Source organism: Dietzia sp. HMSC21D01 (genome assembly GCF_001815995.1).
GTDB lineage: Bacteria > Actinomycetota > Actinomycetes > Mycobacteriales > Mycobacteriaceae > Dietzia > Dietzia cinnamea.
On the sequence record NZ_KV823801.1, the window covers coordinates 1 to 16,808 of the forward strand.

Below are 16,808 nucleotides of genomic sequence, written 5' to 3' on the forward strand. Positions count from 1 at the left end.
GAGCATCACGGCGTAGCTCATCGCGTCCGGCCGGCGTCAGCGGCTGGCCCAGCGGAGGAAGTCAGCGACCGGGATGACCGGCGTACCCCACCGCTGGGCGGCCCGCGACTTGGTCGACTGGCTGCCCGGTTCGGCGATCACCAGCGCGTCGCAGCGGGACTTGGTCACCGTGGACACCGGCTCGAGGCCGCGTCGGCGAGCCATGCCCTCCATCTCGCTCCGAGCCACCACCGTGCCGTCCCTGTCGAGGGCGCTACCGCTGAAACACACGCGCGTCCCGGGCCGCAGCACCTCGGACACGTCGACCGCCGGCGCGGCCTCCAGCCCGCGCGTGAGATCCGAGCCCACCACCTCGGAGGCCAGCCGAAGCCTGTCGAGCAGTGCAGCGGTCATCGGCACCCGCTGCGCGGCGCGACGGATCTGGTCGGCCACGAGCCCGCGCGCCCCGACCACGAGGTCGCGGTCTCCGGCGGTGATCACCTCGTCGTCGTCCTCGTCGTCGTCCTCAACGTCGCCGCCGCCGTCCTCAGGGTGACCACCGCGGTGCGGTGGGTCGAGTAGTGCCGCCGACACCTCCGCGCTGATGCGCAGCATCGCCGACAACTGGGGGAGTGACGCCGGGGAAGGTGGGTGGACGTCGCCGTCGCGGGTGAGAAGGTACCCGCCCCGCGCCGGCTCCGCCGGACCCACCGCGCCCGGGCCGGCCTCGTCGCCGTGCGGGTCGACCCGCTGCGACCGGGCGCCGACCACATCGAACACCCCTGCGCCGGTCTCGTCGAGCCACAGCCGGTCCCGGGCCTCGAGCGCGATCCGCGCACGGCGGATCGCCGAGCCGGCGCGATGCCGGGCACGCTCGCCGGGGATGAGCGCGGCGGAGGGGATGTTCACCCCGAGCGGCATCGCCACCGGGCTGCCCAGACGCTCGAGCTCGGCGACGAGACACTCGAGCGTCGCGTCCAGGTTCACACCTATCGGCGTGTAGCCGTCCACGAGCGGCGCGATCATCGCCCACGCCTCGGGCAACGTCGGCGCGAGCAGCACGTCGGAGGCGGAGATCCCGAAGTCCGCCCGCGCCTGCCCCAGATCGCGCTGGGGATTGACCAGCGTGGTCACCGCGCTACCGTCCGGGAACGCCACCGCGAGTTCCACGGGCCGCGGACGGGAACGGGCGCTGTCGCCCCCGACGGTGAGCGCCGCGACGGCACAGTAGCGGTGGCCGCGTACATCTCCCTCGGATTCGCGGAGGAACCGGAGGATCCGGCGGTCGGTTCCGAGGTCCCCCGGCCTGACCGGGCGGGTGAGGACGAGACCGTCCAGGGACCGCGACCGGCTCAACGCGACGTACAACTGGCCGGGCGCGAAGGTGCCGCCGCCGAGGTCCACGATGAGCCTGTCCAGCGTCTGACCCTGGCTCTTGTGGATGGTGATCGCCCAGGCGAGGGTGAAGGGGAACTGGCTGAAGGAGCCGACGACCTCGTGGCGCACCGCGCCGTCGGAGGCGTCGGGGCGGGCCACGTCCCAGGTGTGCGGGGCGACCTCGGCGACCTCGCCACCGGGGAATCCGACGACGACGACGGGTCCGTCCTCGCCCCGCCCCTCCCGTCTCCCGGGCGACGCGTCGAGCACCCTCCCGATGGAGCCGTTGACCCAGCGATCCACCGGGTCGTTGGTGAGCATCATGACCTGGGCACCGACCTTGAACACGAGCTTCGCCTCGGTCGGGGGCTCGAACCCGGTGAGGTCCCCGGTGACGGCCGCCTCCATCGTCAGCTCCGCCCCGGGGAGACGGTCGAGACGTCGACGATTGTGGGCGGCGGCCATCCGGTTGGTGGTGGTCAGCGTCAGCCACGGTTCGTCATCCGGCGGCTCGAACCCCGGGTCGGTCCGTGAGTTGAGCCGCTCGAGTGCGGCACCGGCGAGCGTGCTCTCGCGGATCGAGTTGAGGATGGCGGTCAGCTCCGGGTCGCCGGACTGCCGGAAGACGTGGGTGAGATCGACGGTGGGGAAGCGGTCGCGGTCGAAGCGCTCGGCGGAGAAGAAGTAGGGGGTCGTGAACGTCGCGTCGAAGTCGGGTCCTTCCGCCTCGGTGACGACCGGCGGGAGTTGGAAGAGGTCGCCCACCAGGACGAGCTGGACGCCGCCGAACGGCATCGTGGGATCCGGACCGAAGCGCTCGAGCGCGATCGCCATCATGTCGAACAGGTCGGCGCGGATCATCGACGCCTCGTCCACGATCAGCGTGCGGACGCCGGCGAGGGCCCCGGCGAAACGCCCCGGGCGATACGAGGCACTGCGGACGTGGTCGACGGTGGACCCGGGGTGAAAGCCGAACAGTCGGTGGATCGTGTAGCCGCCCACGTTGAGTGCGGCGATGCCGGTCGGGGCGGCGACCAGGGTGGGGCGGCGCGTCTCCGACAGGAAGCGACGGATGAGGGTCGACTTGCCGGTGCCCGCCTTGCCCGTGAGGAAGAGGTCGTGTCCGCCGTGGAGGAGGTCGAGGGCCTGGTCGAACTCCTCGGTGAGCACGATCGAACCGTCCGCGCCGGACGCGTGTGACTGCTCGTTCATGACCGCCTCACGGGTCGAGGGTGGGGTGGACGACGACCGCGGGCCGGACCTCCTCTGAGAAGGAGATCCGGCCCGCGGTGGGTGCTGTCGGGGATCAGTGCTCGTCGTCGCGACGAGTACGGTTCTCCTCCTGCAGCGTCGTGAGCATCGAGTGCTCGCGGTGGTGCTTGTCGTGCTCGGCCTCGTCGAGCAGGCGCGCCTCCTCGACCGGGTCGGGGGTGAGCGCACCGCGCGGGGACCGACCCGCGACGCCGAGCTGGTTCATCTTGGTGGGCACCTTGGCGCCGGCGTACTCGAGCGGGACGGCGTGGCCGTGCTCGTCGATCTCGCCGAGGGGCTGGTGGACCTCGATGAACTCGCCCTGCGGCATCCGCATGATGATGCCGGTCTCGATGCCGTGCTCCAGCACCTCGCGGTCCGAGCGCTGGAGGCCCAGGCACAGACGGTAGGTGAAGAAGTACACCAGCGGCGGGAGCAGGATGAGCCCGATACGTCCGGCCCACGTCGTCGCGTTGAGCGAGATGGCGAAGTGGTACGCGATGAGGTCATTGGAACCCATCAGGACCAGGATCACGTAGAAGGTGATCGCCATCATGCCGGAGGCGGTACGAACCGGCACGTCACGCGGGCGCTGGAGCAGGTTGTGGTGCGCCTTGTCGCCCGTGATCTTGGCCTCGATCTGCGGGTACAGGAACATCAGCACGACCATGGCGCCGAGCATGACGGCCACCCAGGTGGTCGCCGGGATCGTGTAGGGGCCGAGGTAGAGCTCCCAGGCCGGCATCACACGAGCGCCGCCCTCGGTCCACAGCATGTACCAGTCGGGTTGCGAACCGGCGGAGATGTGCGACGGGTTATATGGCCCGAGATTCCATATCGCGTTGATCGTGAACAGGCCCGAGAAGAGCATGAGCATGCCGACGGTGATGGCACCGAACGCGATCGACTTGACGGCGAAGACCGGGAGGATCCGGACGCCGACGACGTTGTTCTCCGTGCGGCCGGGCCCGGGGAACTGCGTGTGCTTCTGGTACCACACCAGCGCGAGGTGAGCGGCGATCAGCGCGAGGATGATGGCCGGGATGATCAGCACGTGCAGAACGTAGAAGCGCGGGATCATGATCTCGCCGGGGAAGTCCCCGCCGAAGACCATCCAGTGCATCCAGGTACCGATCACGGGCAGACCCACGATGATCGCGGAGGTGATGCGGAGGCCGGTGCCCGAGAGCACGTCGTCCGGCAGGCCGTAGCCGAGGAAGCCCTCGACGATGCCCAGGAGCAGCAGCACGCAACCGATGGTCCAGTTGGCCTCACGCGGGCGACGGAACGCGCCGGTGAAGAAGATGCGGATCATGTGGACGACCATCGACGCCACGAACAGCAGGGCCGCCCAGTGGTGGATCTGCCGCACGAAGAGTCCGCCACGCACCTCGAACGAGATGTCCAACGCGGTCTCGTAGGCACGAGACATCTCGATGCCGTTGAGCGGTGCGTACGCACCCTGGTAGATCACCTTCGACATGGAGGGGTCGAAGAAGAGGGTGAGGTAGACACCCGAGATCAGCAGGATGATGAAGCTGTACAGGGCGATCTCGCCCAGCAGGAAGGACCAGTGGGTCGGGAAGACCTTGTTGATCTGCCGGCGCAGGCCCTTGGCCATGGTGTACCGCGCGTCGAGGCCGTCGCCCAGGGACGCGAGTCTTGTGTTAGTGCTCATGAACGACGCTCCCAGAAGGCGGGTCCGACCGGCTCGACGAAGTCACCGTTGGCGACGAGGTAACCCTCGCTGTCCACGGCGATGGGCAGCTGCGGAAGCGCGCGGGCGGCGGGGCCGAAGACCGGCTTCGCGTACTCGAGCGCGTCGAACTGCGACTGATGGCACGGGCAGAGGAATCGATGGGTCTGCTGCTCGTACAGCGAGGTGGGGCAGCCGAGGTGGGTGCAGATCTTCGAGTAGGCGTAGAGGTCGCCGTAGTTGAAGTTCTCCTGACCCTTGCGCTTGGTGACGCGGGCTGCGTCCTCGGGACGGAAGCGGATCAGCATGACCGAGTTACGCGAACCGTGGATCGAGTGCATGTGCTCCTCGAAGTTGCCCAGGGCGCTCTCGGGCAGCGGGAAGACGGACTCGAGGCCACCGGCGGCGAGGTCGTCGACACGGATGCGCTCCAGGCGGCCCTCACCGGCGGGCGGATGCCCGTCGGGGTAGACCTTGCCGGTGTCGCGGCCGAGGTACACCTTCTCCGGCGGCAGGCCGTCGGGGCGGTTCTCGGAGGCGAGGGTCCAGCCGGTGGTGTGGAGGGTGCCGTCACCGGAGAGGGTCATCTCTCCGCGCTTCCACGGGTTCTTGATCATGCCGCCGAGGGGCAGGATCGCGGACAGGCCGATGAGACCGACGCTCGCGCCGAGGAAGCCGCCCATGACCTTGCGGCGGCCGAGGGTGGAGGTCTTCCACGAGTCGTTGAGCTCGGCGACGATCGTGCGACGGTCCAGCTCGTCCGAGGGACCGTCGTGCCGCGTCTGGACCGAGATCTCCTCGGGGACGAACTTCTTGGTGAACTGCACGGCGCCGAAGCCCAGGAACAGGATCGACAGGCCGATCGTGCCGCCGAGCAGCGGCGTGTACGCCATGTACAGCCAGTAGCCGTCCTCACCCTCACCGCGGTACTCCCACGGCCAGAAGATGTAGACGACGGCGAAGGCGAGGGCGAACAGTGCCGACAGCGCGAACCAGGTGGTCACCGTGCGCGCGGCGCGCTTCTCCGCGCGGGTCGTCACGCCCTCGGGCCAGCGGCTCTCGCGGTGCCGGATCTCGACTTCGTCGAGCCGGGTGCCCAGCTCGACGAGCTCGGCCTCGCTCATGCGGTCCAGGTCCGCCGGTGACGGGTTCTTCGGGGTCTCACTCATGAACGGGATCCGATCCACAGGGTCGCACCGATGAGGGCGACGATGCCGACAAGCCAGATAGCCACGCCCTCGGTCACCGGGCCGAGACCGCCGAGGCCGTAGCCACCGGGCGAGACCTTGTTATCCGTGGCCTTGATGTAGGCGATGATGTCCTTCTTCTCGTCAGGCGTGAGCTGCCGGTCCGAGAACTTGGGCATGTTCTGCGGGCCGGTGAGCATGGCCTGGTAGATCTCCTGCTCGTTGGCAGGGTCCAGAACCGGCGCGTACTTACCGCCGGAGAGTGCTCCGCCGCGGCCGGTGAAGTTGTGACAGGACGCGCAGTTGAGCCGGAACAGCTCGGAACCGCGGGCGATCTCCTCGGCGCGGCTCTCGCCGGAGGCGCCGCGCAGCGACTCCTGCGCGATCGTGCCGTCGGCGTTGGTGATGATGCCCGGCCCGCCGCCGTGGAGGTCGACATAGGCCGCGAGCGCCATGATCTGCTGCTCGCTGTAGCGGGGCTTCTTGCGCTCGGCCTGCGCCTCGTTGTCCGCGGCCGGCATGCGGCCCGAGTGCACCTGGAAGTAGGTGGATCCCGCGCCGACACCGACGAGGGACGGGCCGCGGTCCTCGACACCCTGCAGATTCTGCCCGTGGCAGGTGATGCAGGCGACGTCGTAGATCGACTTGCCCTCGGCGATGAGTGCGGCCTGGTCCTGCTGGGCCGTCGCCACCTGCGGCTCCGGGACGACGGCGGTGGCGATCGCTCCCGCTCCGAGGAGGCCGGCAGCGATGACGAGCGCGCCGGTCGCCTTACGGCGCCGCTTGGTGGAGACCGACCGCGTCGGGGTCGTCGCCGGGTCCGGCGACGGCGTATCCGCAGCGGGTGGGTGAGGTGAGTTCATTGTGAGTTCCCTTTGGTGTTGGGACCTGCTGGACACAGCGTCCTGCGGCCAGCTGACTACTGAATGAAGTAGATGGTGACGAAGAGGCCGATCCAGACCACGTCGACGAAGTGCCAGTAGTAGGACACCACGATGGCGGCGGTGGCCTGCGCCGGGGTGAAGCGCGACATCGTCGTACGCATCACGAGAACGACGAAGGCGATGACGCCCGCGGCGACGTGGAGACCGTGGAAGCCGGTGGTGATGAAGAAGACGGACCCGTAGACGCTGGAGGAGATGGTGGTTCCCTCGAGGTACAGCATCACGTACTCGTACGCCTGGCCGATGAGGAAGACGGTGCCCATGACTGCGGAGATGACGTACCACCGCCGCAGTCCGAAGACATCGCCCTGCTCCGCGGCGAACACGCCCAGCTGGCAGGTGAACGACGATGCCACGAGGATCACCGTGATCGTCAGGGCGAACGGCACGTTCAGATGCGTCGGGTAGGAGGGCCAGTCACCTCCCGAGTTCGCCTTGGAGACGAAGTACATCGCGAACAGGCCCGCGAAGAACATCAGCTCCTGGGACAGCCAGATGATGGTGCCCACACTGACCATGTTCGGCCGATTCAGCGAATGAACACGCTGGGCCATGGCCGATCCTGAGTTATCTACTGCGCTCGTCACGTGGCCAAGTATGACCCCTGAGGTGGGGCGAGTCTGCATGGACCCCCGAAATCGGCGTGTCCCCTCAGCGTTTCCGCAGGTCGCCTCAGATACGTCACGGTCAGGGGTCGGAAATCGACCCCCTTGCAGGGGCTATCAGGGGCCCCTCAGGCTGATCGACCCGGGCGGTCGCGAGCACCGTGGCAGGGTACGGCGCGGGCGGCGGCGATGCCGGGGTGGCACGATTGACCCCGTGTGACCGGCCCCTTCGAGTGCCGGTTCCTTTCTATGAGACCAGAGGAGGTCGGGACACGTGGGCAGTTCGGCGGCGATCGACGGGGGCCGGTCCTGGCCCGGAGTACTCGGCACCCTCACGGCGGAGGAGGACCTCGATCCGGCGGACGCGCGGTGGGCGATGTCCCGGATCATGGAGGGCGTCGCGACCGATGCGCAGATCGCCGCGTTCGGGGTGGCCCTGAAGATGAAGGGTGTCACCGGACCCGAGCTCGAGGCTCTCGCTTCGACGATGCTCGACTACTCCCGCCGCGTGCCCACGGACCGCGCCTGTGTGGACATCGTGGGCACCGGCGGCGACCGGCAGGGAACCGTCAACATCTCGACTATGTCGTCTCTGGTGGTCAGCGCGTGCGGGGTGCCCGTCGTCAAGCACGGCAACCGGGCGGCGTCCTCCAAGAGCGGAGGGGCCGACGTCCTCGAGGCGCTCGGCGTGGCGATCGATCTCGGACCCGAGGACGTGGGGCGTTGTCTCGACGAGGTGGGGGTGGCCTTCTGCTTCGCCCCCGTGTTCCACCCCGCTCTGCGCTTCGCCGCGACACCGCGGCGGGAGATCGGCATCCCGACCGTGTTCAACATCCTGGGGCCGTTGACGAACCCGGCCGCCCCGACGGCGAACCTCATCGGCTGCGCCTTCGAGAATCTCGTCTCGGTGATGGCGGAGGTGTTCGCGCTGCGTGGCCGGTCGGCTCTGGTCGTCCGCGGTACGGACGGGCTGGACGAGATCACGATGACGGGTCCGACCCGCGTCCTGCGGGTGGCCGGTGGCCACGTCGACGAGGACCGCATCGAGCCCGCCGACTTCGGGATGAACACGTGCTCGATCGAGGAACTACGAGGCGGCGACGGGGTGTACAACGCCGGGGTCGCCCGGGATCTCCTGGCGGGAAAGACCGGCCCGGTGCGTGACGCGGTCCTGCTCAACTCCGCGGCGGCGCTCGTGGCGTTCGACGGGCTCGACAGGGACGCGGACCTGGTGGCCGCGATGCGGGCGGCCGTGGACCGGGCTGCGACGGCGATCGACGACGGCGAGGCGGCGCGTCTGCTCGAGAAGTGGGTCGGTTTCAGCGCGAACCGGTGAGTCAGGCGGGGCGGTGATCGGCGGCCGCGCGTTCGGCCCGGTCCGCCCAGTCCGTCAGGGTGTGCGCACCCCGCAAGGGGAGCGTCCAGCAGCCGTCGATCGAGACGATGCGGGTCTGCTGGGAGTCGATCCACCGGTGGACGTTCCGGATCTGAGCCTGGGTCGCCCCGGCGAACGGCCCGGGCGCGGGCCGCACGGTGGTCGCGGCGGCCCGTAGGCCGTCGATGACCGGCATCGGCGCGGCTCCGGGTGGGACCGTGCCGGATCCGGCGAGCCGGCCGTGGCGGACGATCGCCACCGCCCAGGCCCGTCGGGGCGCCGGTTGGACGAGCACGATCTCCGCGAGCGCGGCGGTGGCGACCAGCTCCTGCCGGCGGGCGAGTACCCGGATGAGGGCGGCGGTCCTGTCGCGCAGTCTCGCCCCGCGTTCGAAGGCCCCGCCTGCGGCCAGTCGGTCGATCTGCTCCACGAGCGCATGCAGCGGGGCCGAATCACGCCCGTCGGCGAGCGCCGCCCAGCTCTCGGGCGCGGGCCGACCGCCGAAAGCCTCGAGGAGGTCCTCCCAGGCGGTGCGCGCGTCCTCGGCGCGGCGGAAGGGTCCGATCGCAGTGGGATCCTCCGGGACCCGGACGATCGTCGGGCGGCTGGCGCGGCCGGTGGGAGGGGAGAGCCACCAGCCTCGCCGGGGGCTGCGGGACCGTCTGTTGAACGGTGGCTGCAGTGAGTCGATGAGTTGTTCCTCGACGGTCCACGCCTCGAGGAGGTGGGCGCACGGCACTGAGTCCACCGATGCGGCCAGGCCGACCATGGTGCGCATCCGTCCTCGGGTGTCCCCGCCGGAGTAATAGGAACGCGCGCGACGACGCACCGAACCGGACGAACCGACGTACAGCGGCCCGCCGGCCTCGTCGCGGAAGACGTAGACCCCGGGACCGTCGGTGAGCGACTCGGTGAGGGTCGCGCGACGTCGGATCTCGGGAGCCAGGCGGCCGTCGTACGCCAGCAGCTCCGAAAGGGTGGACACCCCGCAGTCACCGACCCGCGAGATGAGGGCGTGCAGCACGTCCACCGTGGCACGGGCGTCCTGCAGGGCGCGGTGATTGGGCTCGACCGTGGCGCCCAGGTGTGCGGCCAGGACCCCGAGCCGGTGGCCACGCGTCTCGCCGCGGTGCAGCACCCGCCGGGCGAGTGCGAGGGTGCACACGGACGGGGGATCCGGCCACCGGTGGCCCGTCGCGGCTGCGGCGGCGCGGAGGAAGCCGAGGTCGAACCTGGCGTTGTGCGCCACCAGGACAGCGCCGCGCGAGAACTCGAGGAACGTCGCCATCACCTCGCCGAGGGACGGTGCGCCGACGAGGTCCTCCGGGGCGATCCCCGTCAGCCTGCTGATGTGCCCCGGCAGTACGCCGTCGATCGAGACGAAGGTGGACAGCTCCGCCTGCACCTCGCCTCCCCGGATCCGGACGGCGCCGATCTCGGTGATCTCGTCGCCGCCCGGCTTGGTGCCGGTGGTCTCGAGGTCGACGACGACGAAGGTCACCTCTGACAGCAGCGGCTCGAGCTCGTCGAACGCGCCCTGCGCGCCGACGGGTGCCGGTGAGGTGGAGGGGAGCATGGCGGAGACGGTAGCGGCGGGGTCGGACATCGCCGTCCGGGGGCGGCGTCCGGGTCACGGTCCGGGGGAGTGTGTCGTACCCGGTTCCTAGGGTGCCTCCCGGGCCGACCGCGGCGGCCGGATCGCGGCGCGATAACGAACGGGCAACACGCCCAGGACGGAATGTGAGGTAGATCGTGGTGTCAATGGATTGCGCTCGCTGCCCGGCGGTGGCGGGCGACTGTGAAGGCTGCATCGTCTCCCTACTGCTCGGTGAAAAGGTCCAGGTAGGCGAGCTTTCTCCGGAGTCCTGTGGGTACGTGCTGGACCCGGAGGTGCGGACGGCGATCGACGTCCTCCGAGCCGCGGGCATGGTGACGTCCATCGACATCCTGGCCGCGGAAACCGCCGCGTGAGCGGGGAACTGGACTTCGGCGAGATGGTTTCGTAACCTTTTCGAGACCTCGGAAGTCATTCCCCGCCCGCCGGTGGGGAGCCGGGGTCACGCCTAAGCGCCCGAGGGCGCGCCGGGGAACCACGTTCCACTGGGGTGAATCGCTCGACGACCGGGAGGTCGGCGAGCGTAGGACAGACTTCCGTGTCCGAACCCGTCAGCTAACCCGGTCGGTGTCGCAGGAAGAAAGAGGAAAGTCTCTCGTGGGAGCTCACAGCATCAAGACCAGCTCGACCGGCCGCCGCGTGGCCGCCGCCGGACTGCTCGCCGCCGGAGCCGCTGTCGCGGGCTCCGGGACCGCGTCCGCCGCGCCCGTGACCGTCGACGTCCCCGTCGAGCTGCGGCTGCCGGGTGTTCCGGCCCAGGTCACCATCGACGTCCCGGAGGGCATCGCCCTTCCGGCCGGCCTCCAGCAGGCCGCCCAGGCGGCCCCGGCCGCTCCGGTCGAGTTCGCCACCCCGGCGCCCGAGGTCTCCGCCGGCCAGCGCATTCTGGACGCGGCCACCACTCGTGTCGGCTCGCCCTACGCGTGGGGAGCGACCGGCCCCAGCTCGTTCGACTGCTCAGGCCTGACCTCGTGGGCCTACAAGGAGGCGGGGATCTCGATCCCGCGGACGAGCCAGGCTCAGATCGGCGGCGGCACGCAGGTGGCCAAGTCCGACCTGCAGCCCGGTGACATCGTCGCCTTCTACAGTGGCGCGACCCACGTCGGCATCTACGCCGGCAACGGTCAGGTCGTCCACGCCCCGTACTCCGGTACCTCCGTGAGCTACGCGCCGCTGGACTCCATGCCGTTCTACGGCGCCACCCGCTACTACTGAGCGGGTCGGCTCTCCGACTCCTACACACCCCGCCTGAGACCGGTCGGGTACCGGCCCCGGGCGGGGTGTGTCGTATGTAACATCCCCTCTCGGGTGCCGGATGCCTTCGCAGGTGGCCGGATCGGCCCCGCCCAGGCTAACCCCGGATCCGAGAGACCGACGAGAGCAGATGAAGCCCCGTGCCCGCGCGAACAGGCTCGCCGCCGCCGCGGCGGTCGTGGTGCTGCTGGCCGTCGCCGGTGTCACTGCTCAACCCACCGCCACTGCTCAGCCCACCGTTCCCGTCGCCGCCTCCACGACGACCGCGGCCCCCGCGGCTGACGCTCCCCCCATTCTGAGCGAGAGCGCGGTCGATGCGCCGGCCTCCGCCTCGCGCGGTGTCCCAGAGGACTCCGGGTCCGCCGCGGGCGAGGACCTGGCCGAGTTGGCGCGGCTGTCCGAGGAGGCGGGGGCTCTCGGCGAGGAACTCCACCTGGCCCGCGCGGAACTCGACCGCGCCGAGCGGGAGCGGGATCGCCTCGAGCGGGCCGCCGGGGCAGCCGCCGGCCGAGCCGCGGTGGCCGACGGTGCGGCCGTGAGGGATCAGTCCCTCGTCGACCACCTCGCCGCCATGAGGTACCGCGGTGGCGACCCGGGCGCGACCCGTGCCGCGATGCTCGCCGAGAGCCCACGGGACCTCGTGCACAGATTGGACGCGCTACGCCGGCTGTCCGGCGCGACCACGAGCGCACTGGACGCCTCGCGGGCGGCCTCCGAGACTGCCGCACGCCTCCGGGATGACGCCACCAGGGCCGCGGATGCTGCGCGGGCCTCCGCTCGCGCGGCGCGAGAGCACGCCGATCACCTCGACCGGCGCATGGCCGAGATGCGCGAACTCATGGACGAGGTACGTCGCCGCGTGGACTCCCTGTCGGACGGGCAGCGGGCCCTGTGGGTCGGCGGGCCGGTGATGCCCGCCGGTTACGTCGCCCCGCCCGTGGACGACGCCAACTCGGCCGCGCTCCGCGTGGCACTGACCCGGCTCGGCGCTCCGTACTCGTGGGGCGCAACCGGTCCCGACGAGTTCGACTGCTCCGGGCTCATGGTGTGGTCGTACGCCCGGGAGGGCAAGACCCTGCCACGATCGAGCCAGGCGCAGGCGGTCTCCGGGGCGCCCGTGGCGATGCGGGACGCCCGTCCCGGCGATCTCGTCATCTACTACCGGGAGGCGACCCACGTGGGGATGTACGCCGGCGACGGTCTGGTGCTGCACGCCCCGACCTACGGCGTCCCCGTCAGACTGGAGAGGGTCGACGCTATGCCGATCCACTCGATCCGACGGTACTGACCGCGCGCGGACGGCCCGGTGACGTTCCCGGGGCGCACGGTCGTGCCGGGTCGCGCGGGGCCGGTGTAGGTGCTGTGGCAGGCTCGGAGTCGATGACCAAGACCCTGCTGATCACCAACGACTACCCGCCGCGTCCCGGCGGGATCCAGTCCTATCTCGAGACGTACCTGAGTCACCTCGATCCCGCCGAGGTCGCGGTCCTCGCGTCGACGTTCCGCGGTGCCGAGTCCGCCGAGTACGACGCGTCGAAGCCCTATCTCGTGGAGCGCGTACCCACCGAGATGTTGCTGCCGACGCCGGACCTGGCAGCCCGGGCGCGTCGCCTCGCCTCGGATTTCGGGGCGACGACGATCTGGTTCGGGGCGGCCGCCCCGCTCGCGGCCATGGCCCCGGTCCTGCGTGAGGGGACCGTGGAGCGGGTCGTGGCGAGTACCCACGGGCACGAGGTGGGATGGTCGATGCTCCCCGGGTCGCGTCAGGTCCTGCGCGTGATCGGGGAGTCGACCGACGCGATCACCTACGTCAGTGACTACACGCGAAGGCGCGTCTCCGCGGCCTTCGGCCCCCGGGCACGGCTGGTGCGTCAACCGGGCGGTGTCGACACGGAACGGTTCCGCCCGGACCCGGTCAGGCGCCGGGCGATCCGGGACCGCTACGGGGTCGCGGACCGCGACGTGATCGTGTGCTTGTCCCGTCTCGTGCCGCGGAAAGGTCAGGATGCGCTCATCCGCGCGATGCCGGAGATCGCCCGCCGGGTGCCCGGGGCCGTCCTCGTCGTCGTCGGCGGGGGGCCGTACAGACGGACGCTCGAGGGGCTCGCACGCCGGTACGGCGTGGCGGACCGGGTCATCTTCTCCGGCCGGATCCCCGCGGACGAGATCGTCGACCACCACCGCATGGCCGACGTCTTCGCGATGCCGTGCCGCACGCGCGGCGGCGGGCTGGACGTGGAGGGACTGGGGATCGTCTACCTCGAGGCCTCGGCGTGTGGCGTACCGGTGGTGGCGGGGCGTAGCGGGGGAGCACCGGAGACGGTCCGGGATGGGCGGACCGGACTCGTGGTGGACGGGACCTCGCGGCGCGAGATCGTCGACGCGGTGGCCGGGCTGCTCGAGGACCGTCCGCGGGCGTCCTCGATGGGGCTCAGTGGCCGCCGTTGGGTCCTCGAGAACTGGCGGTGGGAGGACCTGGCGCGGGACATGCAACGCGTGCTCTCGGGGGAGTGACCCGCGAGAGCACGCGTCCGGGCCGTCGTGCCGTCCGGCTCGGCCCGACCGTCAGGCCGCGCCGTCAGGCGTAGAGGGCCTCGATCTGCTCGGCGTACTTCTGGTGCACCACGTTGCGCTTGACCTTGAGAGACGCGGTGAGCTCGCCGGTCTCCTCGGTGAACTGGTCCGGCAGGACGTGGTACTTCTTGATCGACTCCGAGTGCGACACGCTGCGGTTCGCCCGCGCCAACGCCTGATCGAGGTGCTCGATCATGTCGGCGTCCTTGAGCAGCTCGTACAGTGACCCCGACTTGTCGTGGTGGGACTTCCAGCGCTCCAGGGCCTCCGGATCGAGGGTCAGCAGGACGGAGACGAACGGCTTGCCGTCGCCCACACAGACCGCCTCCGCGACCAGGGGATCGGCGCGCAGGGCGTCCTCCAGCTGGTTGGGAGCCACGTTCTTGCCGCCGGCCGTGACGATGATCTCCTTCTTGCGGCCGGTGATCGACAGGTAGCCGTCCTCGTCCAGCGAGCCGAGGTCGCCGGTCCGGAACCAGCCGTCCGTGAAGGACTCGGCGGTCGCCTTCTCGTTCTGCCAGTAGCCGGAGGCCACCACGGGGCCGCTCACCTCGACCTCGCCGTCCTGGGCGATACGGACGGCGCACCCGGGCAGCGGCTGGCCGACGCTGCCGATGCGCATGTGGCCCGGGGTGTTCACCGTGATCGCGGCGCACGTCTCCGTCAGGCCGTAACCCTCGAAGATGTTGACCCCGATGCCGTCGAAGAAGTGGGTCAGCCGGTCACCGAGGGCCGCGCCACCGGAGATGGCGACCTCACAGCGTCCACCGAGGGCGTTGACGAGCTTGGCGTACACGAGCTTCGAGAAGAGGGCGTGGCGCAGCCGGAGGAGCGGACCCACGCGGCCGTCGCCCCGGTTGGCCTTGGAGTACGCCACGGCGGTGTCGGCCGCCTTGTCGAACATCCACGCCTTGACCGTGCCGCCGTCCTGGGCGGTCGCCCGGGCCTTGTTGAAGACCTTCTGGAAGACGCGGGGGACCGCCAGGATGTAGTGCGGCTTCATCTCGCCGAAGGTGTCGACGAGGTTGGTGAGGTCGGAGGAGTGCGCGATCGTCACACCGGCGTGGAAGCCGGCATAGGTGATCGCGCGGGCCAGCACGTGCGCCAACGGGAGGAACATCACCGACGTCGCGTCGATGCGCAGGATCTGGCTGAAGGGCGTCTCGAGCACGGCGAGCGTCTCGGACATGAAGTTGTGGTGGCTGAGCATGACGCCCTTGGGGCGCCCCGTCGTGCCGGAGGTGTAGATGAGTGTCGCGGGCGAGTCGGCCCGCACCGTGGCTCGGCGCTCGTCCAGGACGGAGGCGTCGACCGAGGCGCCCTGGGCGGTGAGAGTCTCCAGAACCGGTTCGGCGCCGTCGATCACGAGGACGTCGGAGACCTCGAGCCCCTCGATGCCCTCGCGGGCCGTCGCCGCGTGGGTGTCGTTCTCGACGATGATCAGCTTCGCGCCGGAGTCCTCCATGATCCACCGGATCTGGTCAGCGCTCGAGCTGTCGTACACCGGCACCGTGACCGCCCCGACCGCCCAGATGGCGAAGTCGATCAGGTTCCACTCGTAGCGCGTGGCGCTGAGCAGGGCGACCCTGTCGCCCGCCTGGACGCCCAGGGCCACGAGGCCGCGGGCGACCGTGCGGACCTCCTCGGCGAACTCACGGTTGGTGACGTCCGTCCACCGCCCGCCGACGGGCTTGAGGAACGCCACGTTCTCCGGAGTCTGTTCCGCTCGGTCGTAGGCCGACTGAACGCAGGACCAGTCGTCGGGGACGGTGAAGGTGGCGGGTGCCGCGACGTATTCGCGCAAAGGGTCCTCCCGGTGGTGACGTTCGTCGTATGTCGGTGACCACACACTATCGCCGCCCCGGCACGGCGACCACGGCGACCGGCACCCTCAGGACTCGGCGTGGGCGCATCCCGGGTCGGGATGTGTGAAGCTGGAGGGCATGAGCGAGCACGACGGCGCCCCCGAGGTCTGGCCGACCAGAGACTCCACCGTGGTCGACGCGTCGGTGGCGGACGTCATGGCGGTCATCGCCGACTTCGCGGCCTATCCGGAGTGGTCCGCGTCGATCGACGCCGCCGAGGTGCTGTCGACGGGCGCGGACGGCCGCCCGGACAGAGTGCGGTTCCAGCTGCGAGCGGGCGCGATCGTCGACGAGTACGTGCTCGTGTACTCCTGGTCGGCGGATCACCGCTCGGTGGAGTGGCGCCTCGAGAGCTCGACGCTGCAGCGGGACCAGCGCGGGTCGTATCGTCTGGAACCCGTGGAAGCCGGCACCCGGGTGGACTACGAACTGGAGATCGAACTGACGGTGCCGGTGATCGGCAGTCTGCGCAGCCGTGCCCAGCGACGCATCCTGGGCGACGCGCTCAGTGAGCTCAAACGACGGGCCGAGTCCCGGTGAACCACACCCGTGTGGTCGTCGTCCTCGGCGGCGACCCGGCCGAACGCGCCGGCGTCACCGGCGGGCTACTCGCGGAGTCCGGGCGGACCGCCCTGGTCCTGACCGGGCACCCTGATGCCGTCGACCCCCGTCTCGACACCTCCGACGAGGGCCCGGTCGAGGTCCGCGCCGACGACCCGACCGCGAGGCTGGAGGCGTACCGATCCGGTGCCGCCGACCCGGATGACGACGTCCTGGCCGCCCTCTCGGCAGGCGGCGACACACCGCTGGCAGCCGTGCTCGGATGGGAGTACGCGCGCCGCGCGGCGGCGTCCGGTTACTGGGACGTCGTCGTGGTCGAACTCGACGGGGACCTGGCCGCCGTCCGCCGCATCGCCGCGGCCGGGGAACTGGCCGCCTTCGTCGAGTCGCAGTGGCCGGCGAACGTGCGCTTCGCGTCCATGGCCGCCGGCGCCCGTGCGGACGCCCGTGTCCGGGAGGCGCACCGGCTCGCGCTGCTCGCCGGTGACGTGGCCGGTTTCCTCTCGGGCCCGCTCGAGGTGATCG

The 16,808-nt window shown here is 70.4% G+C and carries 13 protein-coding genes, 1 pseudogene and 1 riboswitch; of the genes and pseudogenes, 7 read left to right on the forward strand and 7 right to left on the reverse strand.

From position 1 onward, the window contains the following. Window positions 1-36: 36 nt before the first annotated feature. The 5 genes from HMPREF3086_RS04210 to HMPREF3086_RS04230 all read right to left on the reverse strand — a co-directional run bounded on the left by HMPREF3086_RS04210 (window position 37) and on the right by HMPREF3086_RS04230 (window position 7,021). Window positions 37-2,568, reverse strand: coding sequence for an AAA family ATPase (locus HMPREF3086_RS04210; protein ID WP_181365926.1), 2,532 nt, complete (start codon window positions 2,566-2,568; stop codon window positions 37-39). Window positions 2,569-2,662: 94 nt separating this feature from the next. Continuing rightward, window positions 2,663-4,285, reverse strand: a complete 1,623-nt coding sequence (locus HMPREF3086_RS04215; RefSeq protein WP_070720302.1) for a cytochrome bc1 complex cytochrome b subunit — start codon at window positions 4,283-4,285, stop codon at window positions 2,663-2,665. Next, on the reverse strand, window positions 4,282-5,472 hold the full coding sequence (locus HMPREF3086_RS04220; RefSeq protein ID WP_070720304.1) for a cytochrome bc1 complex Rieske iron-sulfur subunit: 1,191 nt from the start codon (window positions 5,470-5,472) through the stop codon (window positions 4,282-4,284). Before HMPREF3086_RS04220 ends, HMPREF3086_RS04215 begins: the two co-directional genes overlap by 4 nt. Next, on the reverse strand, window positions 5,469-6,353 hold the full coding sequence (locus HMPREF3086_RS04225; RefSeq protein WP_007632200.1) for a cytochrome bc1 complex diheme cytochrome c subunit: 885 nt from the start codon (window positions 6,351-6,353) through the stop codon (window positions 5,469-5,471). Before HMPREF3086_RS04225 ends, HMPREF3086_RS04220 begins: the two co-directional genes overlap by 4 nt. 56 nt (window positions 6,354-6,409) lie before the next feature. Continuing rightward, the gene (locus HMPREF3086_RS04230) at window positions 6,410-7,021 is read right to left on the reverse strand and encodes an aa3-type cytochrome oxidase subunit III (RefSeq protein WP_007632198.1); all 612 of its coding nucleotides are present in this window, start codon (window positions 7,019-7,021) and stop codon (window positions 6,410-6,412) included. A 292-nt stretch (window positions 7,022-7,313) separates the two neighbouring features. Between HMPREF3086_RS04230 and trpD the strand changes: the two genes are divergently transcribed. Further along, on the forward strand, window positions 7,314-8,375 hold the full coding sequence (gene trpD / locus HMPREF3086_RS04235; protein WP_070720306.1) for an anthranilate phosphoribosyltransferase: 1,062 nt from the start codon (window positions 7,314-7,316) through the stop codon (window positions 8,373-8,375). A 1-nt stretch (window position 8,376) separates the two neighbouring features. Here the strand turns inward: trpD and HMPREF3086_RS04240 are convergent, their stop codons facing one another. Next, on the reverse strand, window positions 8,377-9,990 hold the full coding sequence (locus tag HMPREF3086_RS04240; RefSeq protein ID WP_239550549.1) for a DEDD exonuclease domain-containing protein: 1,614 nt from the start codon (window positions 9,988-9,990) through the stop codon (window positions 8,377-8,379). A gap of 185 nt (window positions 9,991-10,175) precedes the next feature. On the opposite strand from HMPREF3086_RS04240, the gene HMPREF3086_RS04245 reads away from it, so the two are divergent. The 4 genes from HMPREF3086_RS04245 (at window position 10,176) to HMPREF3086_RS04260 (ending at window position 13,797) form a co-directional block, all read left to right on the forward strand. Then, window positions 10,176-10,385 carry a hypothetical protein gene (locus HMPREF3086_RS04245; protein ID WP_239550548.1) on the forward strand — a complete coding sequence of 70 codons (210 nt, stop codon included), beginning with the start codon at window positions 10,176-10,178 and terminating at the stop codon, window positions 10,383-10,385. Window positions 10,386-10,464: 79 nt separating this feature from the next. Further along, window positions 10,465-10,614, forward strand: a riboswitch (cyclic di-AMP (ydaO/yuaA leader). 12 nt (window positions 10,615-10,626) lie between these two features. Beyond that, window positions 10,627-11,244, forward strand: coding sequence for a C40 family peptidase (locus tag HMPREF3086_RS04250; RefSeq protein WP_070720311.1), 618 nt, complete (start codon window positions 10,627-10,629; stop codon window positions 11,242-11,244). A 169-nt stretch (window positions 11,245-11,413) separates the two neighbouring features. Beyond that, complete coding sequence (locus HMPREF3086_RS04255) at window positions 11,414-12,571, forward strand: NlpC/P60 family protein (protein WP_083324294.1); 1,158 nt, start codon at window positions 11,414-11,416, stop codon at window positions 12,569-12,571. Window positions 12,572-12,663: 92 nt separating this feature from the next. Then, window positions 12,664-13,797 carry a glycosyltransferase family 4 protein gene (locus HMPREF3086_RS04260; protein WP_070720317.1) on the forward strand — a complete coding sequence of 378 codons (1,134 nt, stop codon included), beginning with the start codon at window positions 12,664-12,666 and terminating at the stop codon, window positions 13,795-13,797. Window positions 13,798-13,861: 64 nt separating this feature from the next. Here the strand turns inward: HMPREF3086_RS04260 and HMPREF3086_RS04265 are convergent, their stop codons facing one another. Then, window positions 13,862-15,661: an AMP-dependent synthetase/ligase gene (locus HMPREF3086_RS04265; protein WP_007632186.1), complete on the reverse strand. Its 1,800-nt coding sequence runs from the start codon at window positions 15,659-15,661 to the stop codon at window positions 13,862-13,864. Window positions 15,662-15,800: 139 nt separating this feature from the next. Between HMPREF3086_RS04265 and HMPREF3086_RS04270 the strand changes: the two genes are divergently transcribed. Further along, on the forward strand, window positions 15,801-16,262 hold the full coding sequence (locus HMPREF3086_RS04270; RefSeq protein ID WP_007632184.1) for an SRPBCC family protein: 462 nt from the start codon (window positions 15,801-15,803) through the stop codon (window positions 16,260-16,262). Continuing rightward, window positions 16,259-16,808: pseudogene (locus HMPREF3086_RS04275) on the forward strand (hypothetical protein); the annotation flags it as partial. The gene HMPREF3086_RS04270 and the pseudogene HMPREF3086_RS04275, both read left to right, overlap by 4 nt.